A 14,774-nucleotide genomic window follows, 5' to 3' on the forward strand; every position below is an offset into this window, starting at 1 on the left:
ACTGACAGATACAGAAAAGGAAGAATCCCAAAAGAGAAAATAAAAATCAGTGCTGGCAAAACCTGACCGGGTAGGCGCCAACTATTATTAAGCAAAGGGCTTTCACCTATTATTTCGGTGGTAAAAAACACCAAAAACCGATCTCTAATAAAAAAGGCAATTAGACACAATACGATTGACAGTCCAATAGCAATGCTGTATTCCTTCATCATTTTCTTTTTCGCAAAGTTTTTTATAGGTTATCGACTTAAACCATTTTCGATATTGCTTTTACATCGTACAATTTGTTTTTTCATTAGCTTAAGTTCCTTTATCTTAGTGTCTATCTGTTGCAATTTAAGATCAAGCACTTCCATTTTACTTGCCTGAGTCAGCTCTTTTTGATACCATGCATCAATAACCTGTTTAATTTCAGCTAAGGTAAAGCCTACAGCTTTCGCCATCTTTATGAACCTCAGTTTTTCGGTTACTTCATCGTCATAATACACGTACTTGTTGGAAGTTACATCCTTTTTTGTCATGCCAGAAATGAGTCCGCTCTTTTCATAAAAGCGTATAGTTCCAATAGGCATGTTCGCTTCCTTCGCTAGTTGACTAATTAATTTCACTTGATAATCAATAGTTTAAAAAAATAATAAAAGTATATAGTATACTTCATACTTGTGGGTTGTAAAAATACAGTTTAAATTTGTCTATTGAAAATCAATGGTAACTATCAATTATCTTTTATCATGAAAATAGGATATTCCGACAAAGAACTTATTAAACTTGTACCCGGCTTCACAAACAATTTTATTGTAATAAATGGCCTATCAATCCATTATGTTCAAGGGGGCAAAGGAGACCCCATAATTCTTATTCCGGGTTATCCAGAAACATGGTGGGCTTACCATCATGTCATGCCAATATTAGCAGAAGACAACCAAGTATTTGTTGTTGAAATTAGAGGGATGGGTAGCTCGGATAAACCGGAAAATGGTTACGATAAAAAGAACATGGCCAAGGATATCTACGAATTAGTCAAGCATTTAGGCTTCGACAGCGTTTGTATTGCAGGTCATGATATCGGTGCACATGTCGCTTTTAGTTTTGCTTGTAATTATCCACAAGCAACAAGCAAATTGATACTGCTGGATACACCACATCCAGACCCAAGCATGTATCAGCTTCCGATGTTACCTATTTTAGGGAGCAGTTATTTATATCCCTGGTGGCTAGCTTTCAACCAAGTCAAAGAATTGCCAGAAAAGTTGCTTGAGGGGCGCATGTCAATCGTCATCTCTTGGTTATTCGACAACCTGCTGATTAATAAAGATAGCATAAGCCAATTTGATATATCGGTGTATAGTAAAGCTTATGACAACCAGGATGCCATTCGTAGTTCCAATGCATGGTATCAGGCCTTTCCACAAGATATTAAAGATTACGGGAGCTATGATAAATTAGAAATGCCAGTCCTAGCGATTGGTGCGAGTGGTTATGACCTATTGCATCATTCTTTACCGGAAATCACCTGTAATCTAACACTTAAAAAAATTGAAAACTGTGGCCATTTTATTCTTGCCGAAAAACCTATCGAAACTGCCGAATTGATCAAAGAGTTTTTATTGACGATCTAATTTCAGACGAAATCAACTTGTAATCAACCAGCAACGATTGTGTTGGCTATCCGCGTAGGATTTTCAGCTTTGGGGATAGTACTGTCCTAGTTTCAAAATAAAAACTTAAAAGCTATAATCTACCCCAAAACTGATATAACCAGGCAAAAGTTTATATTCGGTGCTGGTATTATAAAGGTCTGTCAATTCAGCATTTCTGAAAAAGCGAGTATTGAAAATATTTTTTGCTGTCATGGTAAATCTTGTCCTATGCTGCCGCAATTCATAAGCTAAGGAGAAATCCGAGAAATAATAGGTCTTGGAATCCTGGCCAAGGAAACTACCAAAGCGATAGGATTCATTCTTTAGATTACACTGTATGTTTTTTCCCATATTCAAAAATACATTCAGAAACCCGCGACTATTATGTAGTGTAGTTTTGCTATCTGAGCGATAAGTGACCGACTGCAGGGCGTAACCTGTGTAAATATTCAACCTGGATTTCCATGCACTTCTAAACGATAGTCCATAATCGTATGTCTCTGTATGGATGCGACGATTGCCCACGCCCACCACCAATGTTTCGTAATCTGCTGTATTTGCACCTAAGTCCAAACGAAAATTTCCTCCTACAGCCTTCAGGTAGTAATTAAGATCCGCCTTATAATTGCTGCTCTTTTTGTTTTTGAGCAATACCTGTTGCACAAGGCTAAAATTGGGGTCTAAACTGCTTTCTGTACCCACATAATCAAACAAAATCTGATGTCCGACCGAGAGGTTCGCAAAAAAACGATCTGTCATACTGCCATAGGTATACATCAGCGTACCACCAGAACTGCTTAGCGTCGCTAGCTTATCCATTCCTCGAATAAAGTTTCGAACTCCTGTCGTATAATAATGGGGAATGAGCTCGGTAAGCGAGGTATTCTGTTGCTGAAAATAGAGGTCGGTTTCCAGGCGCCCTTTTGGGTGGATAACCCATTTCCCCGATAATCCAGGCGAAAGCAAGAGGTTATTTTTAGGCATGGTTTTCCCAAAATCTGTTAACCTATTCTGTACGAGACCTACCTGCAAACGAGGTGTTAATTCCCATTTATTTCGTTTAAAAGTGTACTTGGAAGTAAAGTTTGTCTGGAATACGTTTAAGTCCATCGCATTAGAAAATCCCGAGGGAGAGACTGCTTTTCCCCCTAACTCATCTGGATTTGACAGCAAATCTAATTCGGTATTAAGCTGTTGCTGCTGATAGGCCATATTGAAAGCCAACTCAAAGAAGTCACCATTTTTTTTCCGGCTTACATAATGCGTAGTGGCACCCAAATACTGTAGATTATTTTCAATATGTTGTTTTACCGCACGGATATCTTCTCCCCCAAACAAGTCTTTATAATAATATTGATCGATACTGTAATCTACTGGCGATTGCTGGTTTATCCAACGTAGTGAGCTGACCAGTACATCCCGCTCCGAAAATTTGTAGCTATAACTCAGATTGTGGTTGGTCAAATACCCCTTGCTTTTGGTCAGTTCCTCACTTTGTACACCATTGAACAATAATGCGCCCAAATCATTTTTCCTCAAAGAACCTAGTGTACCTGAATAGCTCAACAATGTACGCTTATTGGGCTCCAACTGCAGCTCCAGTTTCGTGAAGTAGTTATCGATGTTTCTGGTAAACTGATAATCTTCGGTGTTGGTAAATTGGATATCCTCCAAATGATAGTTCTGCACGGTATTTCGGTAAAATGATTTTTTAGTAGGATTTGCAAAACCCAGCCATTTGATTTTTAACTGTGGGGTCGGATTTAAAATGGTATTCAATGACAACAACTTGTCGTTATTGAAATTGGTTCTTTTATAATCAAAACCAGGCAGATTTGGTGTATTATCTATCAAAGTGGGTGTTGTTACCCCCACACCAATCTGACCTGGTTCATCTGGAGAACCAGACTGAATGAGGTGGTTGATGCTGCTTACGGCATCCGCTCCGTTATTGTTAGCAGCACCCAAGAGATAATATTTGTTCTTCTTCCCAAAATTCATCAGGTTAGCACTCGCCTGATAATATTTGGGGCCTATGGGAACCACCTGCGCATCAACAGAGCCAAGCCACTGTGCCCTACTTTCCTCCTTAAGTTGCAGATTTAGTGCAATCTTGTCCGAATTTTCGATACCTTTCAGCTGCTTATTATTGGAATACCGCTGCAATATCTGAATTTTTTCCAAGGGACGAACAGACATGCTTTGCGTTAGCAAGCGGTAGCCCTTTTCGAAAAAATCATCCCCTTCCACCATCACTTTTTCCACTTCTTTATTACCTATTTTGATACTGCCGTCGGTACCCACCTGAATACCTGGGATCTTTCGAAGTAGATCTTCTACCGTACGCTCGTCGCCCTGCAAAAAGGATTTCACAGCAAGCTCAATGGTATCTCTGCCCCGACGATAAGCCCCTTTGGAGTGGACAATCACTTCCTGCAATTGTTCCACTCCCCCAGCTGATAACTGCACATCAATTAGCGTATCGACCTGCATTGGTGTGATGGAAAGGGAAACAGACTTAAAGCTCAGCGCCTTGAATAGCAACGTAAATGATCCACTTTGGGCCGTTTGCACATGATATTTCCCCTGACCGTCGCTAAACGTATAAGCCAGCATTTTGTTATCGCCATCACGCCGTAAATCAATACGCACCCCTCCTAAAGGTTTTCCTTCAGTACTGACGCTTCCATGGATAGCAACTTGTCCATATACGGCCATACACAACAGACAAAAGCTGAGTAAGACCGCTATCCGCTTATTGATGTTCCCATTCATACACTTGCTCTACACTGCCCCTAACTTTTTGCTTCTCAACGCTTACGCCTTCCATCATTGGCATTTTGCTGTACATAATGCGCATTTGCTCTTCATTGAATTGGTCGTCTTTCTTGACAAACTCTTCCAGGCTCAATTTGGGTAAAGACTGAATATATTTATCATTTACGGGAATATCGCCAGTATAGGGATAATTTACCTCCTTCAAGTACCAATAGTTCGGATTAGCACTTTCGTTATAGAGCATCACGATAAGGCCTGGCAAGCCGCCAAATTTCGATGGTCCAACAGGCACGGGAATATCATTCGTATAATAAGCTACCAACGTAGTCCCACGATAAGAGGCCGTTGCCTTATGGCATACATGTTTGCCCAATGTATCCACATCGGTGTAATCCGTATTCCAGACCAGCGCCGGAAATTTGTCCGTCACCAAATAGTTAACACCTTGAATGGAACGGGTTTCTAACTGTTGGTCAGTCTTATTTTGATGGATCACGACCCTGTTATACCTCTTGCCAGAACCGATTGTTATCGAAAATGAAGATGCTACTTCTTCATCGTCGGCATCTTTGTTAAGCTCTTGCTTACGAATTGGCATCGAATCACGAACAGCAATCTTCACTGTTCCATCATAATAGACCGCTTCTTTAAAAGTAGCCATTGCCGATGGAATGTATTCATATACGGCATGAAGCCGCTGTGCAGAAGATAATCTGGAAAGGAACAGAAATAAAAAGAATATATAATATTTACACATGATAATTTAGTTTAGAAAGACGGGGTCAAAGCCCCGCTCTTGTTTTTTGTGATAATGAATAAAAAGTTAGTTGTTTGCAACCCAGTCATGCATTGCAGCAAAGAAACCCGCACAACCACCAGCTGAAGAAGCATAATCTGTATAGACTGCGCTGCCTAGCAAAACGCCGTCGCTGCTATATATGCTTACTTTAAAATTACAGCGTACAAAGGCTGCATTCGTTTCCGTGGTTTCCTCGATTACCCGGAGCGTATTGTTGGCCAGGCGCTGGGAAGTTGTTTTCACAGATGCATTTCCATTGACCGGTGTTGTCGCTGTCTTAGCCGAAGCAACAGATGATAGCATAACCACTGCTACCAAACTCATCATTAATCTTTTCATTGTTTTTAAATTTACTTGTTAAACCATGGTATGATTTGATGGCATACCCTTGTATATGACGGTAAAAATAAAGACACATTTAATTATTTAAATGATGATTAAATATCTGTAAATGGTCACTTAGAATTCGTAGCTGATCCGTTACTATTCGCAATGAGCTTGTTCACTGAATAACTAAAATTATGGGGAAAATCGCTATGAGATAAAAACGTACAAAGCCTTACTGTAAAGTAGCCTATCTGAAAAAAAATCGATAGAAACAACATATGAAAGATTCCGAAAAACCAAGATGTTCACACAAAAAAACCTCTGTTATATCATATTTATATTAAATTACAGTAAACTATAACTAAAAACAGCATTTAATAGCAGCTTTATAAAGCTTCAAAATTTTAAGACGTTTTTACCTACATAAAATCTCTAATATTTTTCTTTATTTCACTTTTAAAATTTATATTTTAATAAAAAAAGTAAACGAAATGTTATCCACAGAATATTATTTTAACAAATATTTTCTGCAACTCAGTGTATTTGCATTTCCATGGGTTGGTTCCGAAGAAATTGCAAAAGACATCGTACAGGACGCATTTATCGTTCTAATGGGTAGACAGGACTTACTGCAAAAGGGAGAGCCCGTCATTAAGAGCTTCCTTTATAGCGCTGTAAAAAATATAGCGATGAATATCAAACGAAGAAATGTGGTATTTGATCGTGTACGGAGCCAATTTAACCCTGACCAGCCGGATGACAATGATATTCTGGATAATTTAATAAACGCCGAACTGATTGGAGCTCTACATCGGGAACTCAATGAATTGCCCGAAGGTTGTCAACGAATCTGCCGTTTAATCTATCTGGACGGAATGAAGTATGACGAGGTCGCACAGGAACTCAATGTTTCAGTAAACACGGTTAAAACACAAAGGATGCGTGCGATAAACCTGCTTAAAAGAAAATTTCTAAGCCTACTTTTTACATTTTTTACACTCTAACAATCAGCACCTTACAACTAAAACTCCACTTATTTCCATAAACGGATCACCCATTTCAACCGTTCAAGTTATTTAGCTTCTGAATTATGATAGAAACCGACAAAATACTATTAGCAGAACTGATTGCTCTTCTTTTGAAGGATGGTGAGTTACCATCCGACAAAGAAAACCAATTAAAAAATCTCTTACAAAAATATCCAAGCGCAAGGGATAGCTTATCTCGTCGGTTATCACAGACCGACATATATGTTCCTTTTGATCTTCGCACTACTGATGTAAAACAAGAATGGCTCATCACACAACGTAAATTTACGGCGAAGGAAACGATTTTACAATCAAGAAAGAAATATCTCTTCTTAAATAAACCATGGTACAAGGCTATTGGGATTGCTGCCGCCCTATTACTTGTCCTAACGCTGTTATGGCAAAGACAACAGCAAGAAAAACCTATAAACTATTTAATTCCGGACAAGATATACGGACATAAAAATGATGTTCTTCCAGGAGGAGCAGGTGCCGTTTTAAAAATTGAGGGCAAAGAAGAAATACGATTAACCGAAAAAAAGGCAATCCAATATTTTGCGCAAGGTATCGAATTAAAAGAAGGACGGCTTATATACCCCGCTAGCTTAGCAGAAAACCTAAAAAATACTTTAATAGTTCCTAAACGATCTACCCTGGTATTAACCCTTAGCGATGGGACTAAAGTGTGGGTAAATGCTGCCTCTGAGCTCAGCTATAAAGCAAATTTTGATAAAAAAGAGCGAAGAGTGACACTAAAAGGTGAAGCCTATTTTGAAGTTGCAAAAGATGCACATAGGCCCTTTATTGTTGAAACAAATCATATCAATATACAGGCGATCGGAACAGCTTTCAATGTAAATTCCTATCATGCAAATACGAGAGTATCATTGACAGAAGGAAAACTTAAAGTTAGCAACGATGAAAACGAAATCTATATGAATGCTGGCAGCGAAACGGAGATTGTCGATAAAAAGCTAAAGACTTTTCCATTAGCCAGTAAGGCTGAAGCAACAGCCTTCAAAGACGGATATTTCTATTTTAAAAATAAAGATATGCAACAGATACTTGATGAATTAAGCCGTTGGTACGGAATTCAGGTCGATTGTAAGATCCCATTAAATAATGAACGATATGAAGGTAGCATGAAAAGAGATGTAACGCTGGCGGAACTTTGTAATGTACTAAAAGATTTGACAGGTTATAAATTGACCATTGACAATGATAAACTAATTGTAAACAGATAAACTAATTATAAACAGATAAACTTATTGAGGAGGACTTTGTATGTAAAAAAGCGAAAAACCTAAATTAAGATGATAAAAATGCAGAAGTACGGCAAATACTCCTGCATCAAAATTGAATTAACACTGATCATAAACCATTAATTCTATACCAATTTATGAATAATTTATTTTATTCAAAAGGGACCTTATGTCCCGTTGACAAAGGGAAAACTCTGAACCATTTATTAAAAATGAAACTGACAGGAATCTTATTGGCGACATCCATGATGGGCGCCTACGCTTCAAGCTCCGCTCAGATAACTTTACATGCCCAAAATACCAAGATTGAGACTGTCCTGGAAAGCATTACCAAACAGACTGGTATACATTTTATCTTTAAAGAAGGATTACTAAAAAACGAAAAAGCAACGGTTGAAATCACAGATGTATCACTCGATAAGGCTTTAGATAAAATTTTCAAAAGCACCGCTTTCTATTACATGTTACATCGTGGTACTGTTGTTATCAAGCGTAAAAATGAAGATATTTCTTTGCCAGAACAAAGTACGTCTGGCATATCCAATCTGCAGCAGCAAGTCATAAAAGGAAAAGTACATGATACCAAGGGAAATCTATTGTCTGCTGTAAGCATCCTGCTAAAAGGCTCCAATACAGGAACTTCGTCGAATACGAAAGGAGAGTTCCAACTGACACTCCCCGATGGCAAAAAAGGAACCCTGATTTTTAGTGCAGTCGGATTCAAACAGCTAGAAATCCCGATTAACAATAAATCGGAGCTAAATGTTATTATGGATGCAGATGAAGTGGGGCTTGATGAAGTGGTGGTCGTCGGCTTCTCCGAAGTAGACAAAAAGCACGTTGCATCTTCCGTATCACAAATGGATATGGAGAAAATAAAAAATCGTCCAATTTTTAAAATGCAGGATGCTTTTTCAGGAACGATCCCAGGAGTCACAATGATGCGCGGAAACAGTATGCCGGGAAGTGTTCCGGGTACCATCTCTATTCGCGGAATCAGTACCTTACAAAATGCAGATCCTTTGGTCATCGTAGACGGTATGGAACAGAGCATACATGATATTGACCCGAATCAAGTTAAAAGCATTACCGTCTTAAAAGATGCCGCATCCGCTTCCATGTATGGTTCCCGTGGCGCAAATGGCGTTATCATCATCGAAACAGAACGCGGACAGACAGGACAGTTTAAAGTCGTTACCAACAACTGGTTTGCAGTCAATAAACCCATTGATCTTCCAAAATTTGTCGGAGCCGTTGATTTTATGAAATTGCGGAACGAAACCTTAATCCAACAGGGACAATCTGCGATCTACCCCGAAGAAACAATCAACAAATATGCTTCCGGAGAATTAAAAGAAGTCAATTGGCTCGATCAAGTCATGGAACGAACGTCGACAGCAATGAATAATAACGCAAGTATATCTGGCGGTGGTGGGGTTGGTACTTTTAATTTAATGCTTGGCCATATAAAAGAAAATGGCCTCAATAAGATTGAAGGTACTCAAAAGTTTTCGGCACGTTTCAATACAAATATCAACATTGCCGACAAATTTGTATTAATGGCCGATTTCTATGCGCACCGTCTACAGGTAGATCGTCTTTTGGCAAACGATGATGGGCACGGCCTTTATAAACAGGCCTGGCGCCTGAACCCAACGCAACAAATTTTTTATGATTCTGACCTCCCCGAACACTATATCCTGCATAATAACATCAACCCAATTGCTTCAATAAAACACGGTGGTACAAAAAACAATATGTATGATCGTAGTACCATCAATTTACGTCCCAAATATAACATCAACAGCAATTTCAATATTGAGGGAAATGTCTCCTACATGATTAACAAATCGGCCAATAAACAAAAAAGGTTGACCTATAAGTTCTTTGATGAAAATGGTGCTCCGGCAGCAATTTGGGGAAATGATGTCAATGCCTCGCAAGGTGTTAGTGAAAGCCAGCTCACCGCTCGGATGCTGATTAACTTTAACAAAGAGCTCCGCCAGCACAAAGACAAGATCTATCTAACCGCAGGTTCAGAAGTCATGAATTACACCTTCACCGATTTTAGAGAAATCAGCAAAGCTTCTTTTTTCGGTAAATTAAATTATTCCTTTAACAACCGCTATATTTTAGAGTTGACTGGACGTTCAGACGGGAGTAGCAAGTTTGCCCCCGGTCATCGCTGGGGATTTTTTCCCTCGGGAGCTTTCGCCTGGAACTTACATAACGAACATTTTTTTAAACCTATTCTCGAATCGGGAACAGTTAATAACATTAAGATACGAGCTTCCTATGGACTTATCGGAAACGAAAATGTAGCGCCATACCTCTGGCAGGAATCTGTTAATACCTGGGGCTGGACAATACGTGTTCCCAATCCAAATTTCTCCTGGGAGAAACAGAAGCAATGGAACCTGGGCCTAGACGTCAATGCATTTAAAAATAGACTATCCTTTACGGCAGAGCTTTATCATAAAAATTCATACGATCTTATTTATGACCAATTTGCCGTGCCTCCGCTCACGGGATCAAATAGTCTGGAATCTGCGGTCAACATCGGTGCCGTGGAAAATAATGGTTGGGAGCTGTCAGCAAGCTGGTCCGACAAAAAGGACGATTTTTCGTATACGATTGGTGGAATGCTTTTTGATAACCGCAACCGAATGCTCAAGGCGGGCTACAATGAAAACGATAGATTGATCTTTAAAGGCGATAATAACCGAATCTGGTACAAAGGTGTCCCAATCAACAATTATTATGGCTTCCAGTCTGATGGCTATTTCCAAACGCAGGCGGAAGTTGACGCAACGCCCGCTAAAATGCCAAATTCAAAACCTGGTGATATCCGCTACGTGGATAAAAATCAGGATGGTATAATCAACGATGAGGACCGCAGCTATCTGGCAGACCCTCTTCCCCATTATAACTATGCTATAAATCTGGACTTTCGCTATAAAGGCTGGGATTTCTCAGCATTGGGTCAGGGGATCGGAAAGCGCACGGGCCGCTTGATCGGCCAAGAGGCCTATCCGGTGTATGTTGATGGAAACAGTAACGACCTCGGCGCACCACGTGTCGAATATGTAGCAAACCATTGGAGCCCCGACAATCCGAATAGCCGTTTTCCACGTCTTTGGACGGGGCCAAGCCCCAATACCCTACTCAGTGATGTTTGGCTTAGCAATGCTGCCTTTTTCCGTATCAAGTCTCTTCAGCTTGGTTATACATTTCCTAAAATCGGCAAAAGCATCAAAAATTTTAGAATATATGTTAATGCGCAGGATGTATTCACGTTCACGAAATGGGAAGGTCTTGACCCCGAACGTATTGATGTCGATAGTCCTGGAACAAATGATGGGAACGGAAATTATCCACGTATGGCAACCTACAGTGTTGGACTGAGTGCGAGTATTTTTTAAAACTATGCTAATGAAAAAGAAAATTTTAACCTTGATAATTGCGCTAGCAACGTTAAGTAGCTGCGAAAAATTTCTTGATAAACGAGATCCTACCGCAACATCCTTCGACGAGTTCTTCAATACCGAAGAAGATTTACGTCGGGTAGTCTACAGTAGTTATTTGGATGTTTTTATGGGACCAGGAGAACGTCGCCTGCTCTTCTATATGTTAGATGGTCGTAGCGATAACGCCTATGCTAGAATAGAGACAGACCACCATATGATCATTGCCAATGGCAATATGACAAGCAACGCACGTTTGGCTGAGTACTATTGGACATTATATAATAAACACGTGGGGCGGATCAATACTTACCTCGCGAATATTGACATTCCCTATGTGGAAAATGAGTCGATAAGACAAAAATATAAAGCAATCTTAGAAGCACTACGTATCTGGCATTATTTAAGGATCACTGAAGTTTGGGGTGACGTACCTTTTGTCCTAGTCCCGGTTACACTTGAAGAAGCAATACCTCCAGTAACGCCGAAAGCTGAAATACTGAACAAACTATTTGAAATGAGCCAAGATGTGGCAAACAGGCTCCCTGAAAATGAAGGTACCACAAACGCCTATATGTTCAACAAATACTCCTTCAAAACGTTGGTCATGCGATATGCTCTTTACAATGGACGCTATGAGCTTGCCGCAACCCTTGCGAAGGAAATAATGGACAGTGGCAAATATCAACTTCACCCCCAATATGCTAGCCTATTCAATTATCAAGCAGACAAGACCAATAAGGAGTTTATCATCAAATTTGACATGGAAAGCCACAATAATTCTGCTACAAATTCCTTTCAGCATCTTGCCCCACAATATAAGACCGGAAATGGGCAATCTTATGTCGTTCCTTTGAAGTCTTTGGTTGATAGTTATTGGACACTACAAGGACGTTCGATTGACAAATGCCCCTTACACAGCAAGCAGGAATATGAGCTCAACCCCAAATTAAATCGCGATCCACGTTACACAGCAAGTATTTTTGGGCAGGGCGACCTATTCAACAAAGAAAAAATAGATATTTATGATTCAAAGAGTCTATTCTATTATCAAAACTTACGAAGCAGCCGATCGGGCTATTGGTTTAAGAAATTTGTCGATGAAGCTGATGCATTTCGGACGGGAGGTAATATGTACTTTCCTTTGGCACGCTACGCAGAAGTGTTATTGACCTATGCCGAAGCCAAAATTATGCTGAATAACGTAGATGAATTAGCGAAAAGCTGTATCAATCAGATTCGACAACGTGCAGGACTCGATATGAATGTAGCAGATGTCAATCTCACGGTGAGATCTCAACAAGAATGGATTGACTTAATTCGCAATGAACGAAGAGTCGAATTTGCCGGTGAGGGGCTGCGCTATAGTGATATTCTTCGATGGAAAACAGCAGAAGTAGTTCTTAATCAACCTGCATTGGGTCATATGCGACAAAGTGCGGACGGGAAATCTGAGGTGCTTAAAATTGAAGATAGAAAATTTTTGAAACATCAATACCTCTGGCCTTTCCACGAAAGTAGCTTTCAAGTCGAACCCAATCTGATCCAAAACCCGGGATACTAATGAAACAATAAAACAAGGGTAGCGCTTATACCACGCTACCTTTGTTTTATTCCTGCCGACTGCTATCTTTAGGAATTTCAGGCAATTGCGCACTAGTATGCCCATCAATTTTTTGTGCTGCGGCCATTGAAACTACCAAATCATTCAGCATAGTGCTTGCTGCTGTTGGTGAATTTGGAAGCAAGACCAAATTGCTTCTGCTATTTGCTCCAATGGCATTCAGCGTATCATAATGTTGCGTCACGACAATTAAGGCAGAAGCTTCCTGTGCATTGATATTGGCCGCATTCAGCATTTTTACCGATTCTTCCAGTCCCTTCGCAATCTCTCTTCGCTGGTCTGCAATCCCCTGCCCCTGTAATTTTTTAGATTCTGCTTCAGCTTTTGCAACGGCAACAATTCGTATTCTTTGTGCCTCAGACTCATATTCTGCGGCAGTTTTCTCGCGTTCAGCAGCGTTGATTCTGTTCATAGCATGTTTCACCTGTTCATCAGGATCAATATCTGTCACCAATGCTTTGATAATATCGTAACCGTAGCTTTGCATCGCATCCTGCAATTCACTTTTTACAGCAATGGCAATATCGTCTTTTCTTACAAAAACATCATCTAATTTTGTTTTTGGAACTTCAGCACGCACAACATCAAAAACATACGATGTAATCTGATTTTCGGGATTCTCCAGACGATAATACGCGTCTTTTACATTATCTCTGATTACCTGATACTGAACAGAAACTTTCATCTTAATGAAAACATTATCCAATGTTTTGGTATCAATTATGACATCCAATTGCTTTATCCTAAGATTCAGCCGCTTAGCGATCTGATCCAAAAATGGAATTTTTAAATGCAAACCGGCATGACTTACTTTTAAAAATTTACCCAGCCTTTCTATCACGGCCGCAGACTCTTGCTTTACCGTATAAAATGAAGCAAATAATGTAATAAGTCCAAAAAAGACCAAAATTCCTAAATATAGCATAACCTTAAATTTAATATTGGTGATCTACAAACTTACACGTTTACATTGTCATTCTTCTACTTCTTACATAATTTTTCGATAAAGTTCCGAAACTCGGTTATCCATCCTAAAGATAGCCCAACGCTACATTTTACTGTGCTAGCCAACGCTGTGTTCTTTGCAATCTTGGCATAAGCCCCCCGCGATGTCCTTGCAAAAGCTCACTTTCAAAACGAAGCCGCTGCTATTAAAATAGCTATCAAGGTTAATTGGCGTTTAATATTTATTCTGGTTGGATAATGACATAATGGATAAATTGAAATTCGGTTTTAATGCGTGTACGGATGCGGGTAATTGCTTCGGTAATATATTCTGTATCAAGATCATCCTTAAAATCAATGATAAGCATCAATATAACGTCTTCAGGAGACTGATAGGTAGACAGCAAGCTCCGACTTTCCCTGGCGAGAATAAACGAAACAAAAACCAACAGCACCCCAACAATTACAGAAGCTAATCCATCCAATTCGGGAATCTGCAGGGAATGGCTTAGCGACATGAGGATCATGACAATCAATAGTCCCGCCACTGCTGCTCCATCCTCAAAAACAACAAGAAAACTGGAGGGGTCTTTGCTTTTAATGATCGCATCCCACCAGCCAACCCCCTTTCGGGTTTTGTTGAATGCTTTTACAGCAATAATAAAAGAAGTACCCTCAAAAAATAAGCTAGAGAATCAAGACGATATAATTCCAGAAAGGATCTTTCATCAATTCGGGCTCCCGTATATGCATCACTCCCTGATAGATGGACAGCGCTCCACCCAAACCGAATATGAGAATAGAAACCACAAAGGACCAAAAATAAAGCTCTTTTCCATAACCAAAAGGATGAGACTGGTCGGGCGCCTTTTTACTACGTTTCAATCCATATAATATCAACAGCTGA

Annotated in this window: 12 protein-coding genes; 5 read left to right on the forward strand and 7 right to left on the reverse strand. The window is 39.7% G+C overall.

Annotated features, from left to right (window positions below; all coding sequences use genetic code 11):
* Nucleotides 1-239: 239 nt before the first annotated feature.
* Entirely contained in the window at nt 240-608 is a 369-nt protein-coding gene (locus B3P16_RS20850; protein WP_070568534.1) for a MerR family DNA-binding protein, read from the reverse strand.
* Between the two features lie 123 nt (nt 609-731).
* Here B3P16_RS20850 and B3P16_RS20855 point away from each other — a divergent pair, with 123 nt between their 5' ends.
* Complete coding sequence (locus tag B3P16_RS20855) at nt 732-1,619, forward strand: alpha/beta fold hydrolase (RefSeq protein ID WP_070568803.1); 888 nt, start codon at nt 732-734, stop codon at nt 1,617-1,619.
* Between the two features lie 105 nt (nt 1,620-1,724).
* Here B3P16_RS20855 and B3P16_RS20860 read toward each other — a convergent pair whose 3' ends face one another.
* From B3P16_RS20860 to B3P16_RS20870, 3 genes are all read right to left on the reverse strand, one after another.
* Nucleotides 1,725-4,415 carry a hypothetical protein gene (locus B3P16_RS20860; RefSeq protein WP_286844217.1) on the reverse strand — a complete coding sequence of 897 codons (2,691 nt, stop codon included), beginning with the start codon at nt 4,413-4,415 and terminating at the stop codon, nt 1,725-1,727.
* Nucleotides 4,396-5,175, reverse strand: a complete 780-nt coding sequence (locus B3P16_RS20865) for a GLPGLI family protein (RefSeq protein ID WP_112374551.1) — start codon at nt 5,173-5,175, stop codon at nt 4,396-4,398. The genes B3P16_RS20860 and B3P16_RS20865 overlap by 20 nt, the downstream gene beginning before the upstream one ends.
* A gap of 66 nt (nt 5,176-5,241) precedes the next feature.
* A complete protein-coding gene (locus B3P16_RS20870; RefSeq protein WP_286844218.1) occupies nt 5,242-5,556 on the reverse strand; it encodes a hypothetical protein in 315 nt (104 codons plus the stop codon).
* Between the two features lie 479 nt (nt 5,557-6,035).
* Here B3P16_RS20870 and B3P16_RS20875 point away from each other — a divergent pair, with 479 nt between their 5' ends.
* The 4 genes from B3P16_RS20875 (at nt 6,036) to B3P16_RS20890 (ending at nt 12,862) form a co-directional block, all read left to right on the forward strand.
* A complete protein-coding gene (locus B3P16_RS20875) occupies nt 6,036-6,548 on the forward strand; it encodes a sigma-70 family RNA polymerase sigma factor (RefSeq protein WP_286844219.1) in 513 nt (170 codons plus the stop codon).
* An 86-nt stretch (nt 6,549-6,634) separates the two neighbouring features.
* Nucleotides 6,635-7,816: a FecR family protein gene (locus tag B3P16_RS20880; RefSeq protein WP_286844220.1), complete on the forward strand. Its 1,182-nt coding sequence runs from the start codon at nt 6,635-6,637 to the stop codon at nt 7,814-7,816.
* 230 nt (nt 7,817-8,046) lie between these two features.
* Nucleotides 8,047-11,256, forward strand: coding sequence for a SusC/RagA family TonB-linked outer membrane protein (locus B3P16_RS20885; RefSeq protein WP_286844221.1), 3,210 nt, complete (start codon nt 8,047-8,049; stop codon nt 11,254-11,256).
* A gap of 10 nt (nt 11,257-11,266) precedes the next feature.
* Nucleotides 11,267-12,862 (forward strand): RagB/SusD family nutrient uptake outer membrane protein, encoded by a 1,596-nt coding sequence (locus B3P16_RS20890; RefSeq protein WP_286844222.1) that lies wholly within the window; start codon nt 11,267-11,269, stop codon nt 12,860-12,862.
* 46 nt (nt 12,863-12,908) lie between these two features.
* Here the strand turns inward: B3P16_RS20890 and B3P16_RS20895 are convergent, their stop codons facing one another.
* From B3P16_RS20895 to B3P16_RS20905, 3 genes are all read right to left on the reverse strand, one after another.
* Nucleotides 12,909-13,847 carry an SPFH domain-containing protein gene (locus tag B3P16_RS20895; RefSeq protein WP_070568567.1) on the reverse strand — a complete coding sequence of 313 codons (939 nt, stop codon included), beginning with the start codon at nt 13,845-13,847 and terminating at the stop codon, nt 12,909-12,911.
* 262 nt (nt 13,848-14,109) lie between these two features.
* Nucleotides 14,110-14,415 (reverse strand): hypothetical protein, encoded by a 306-nt coding sequence (locus B3P16_RS20900; RefSeq protein ID WP_286709492.1) that lies wholly within the window; start codon nt 14,413-14,415, stop codon nt 14,110-14,112.
* 139 nt (nt 14,416-14,554) lie between these two features.
* Complete coding sequence (locus tag B3P16_RS20905) at nt 14,555-14,752, reverse strand: cation transporter (protein ID WP_286844223.1); 198 nt, start codon at nt 14,750-14,752, stop codon at nt 14,555-14,557.
* Between the last annotated feature and the right edge of the window lie 22 nt (nt 14,753-14,774).

Origin of the sequence: Sphingobacterium sp. UBA7631, assembly GCF_002483935.1 — a bacterium.
Taxonomy (GTDB): domain Bacteria; phylum Bacteroidota; class Bacteroidia; order Sphingobacteriales; family Sphingobacteriaceae; genus Sphingobacterium; species Sphingobacterium multivorum.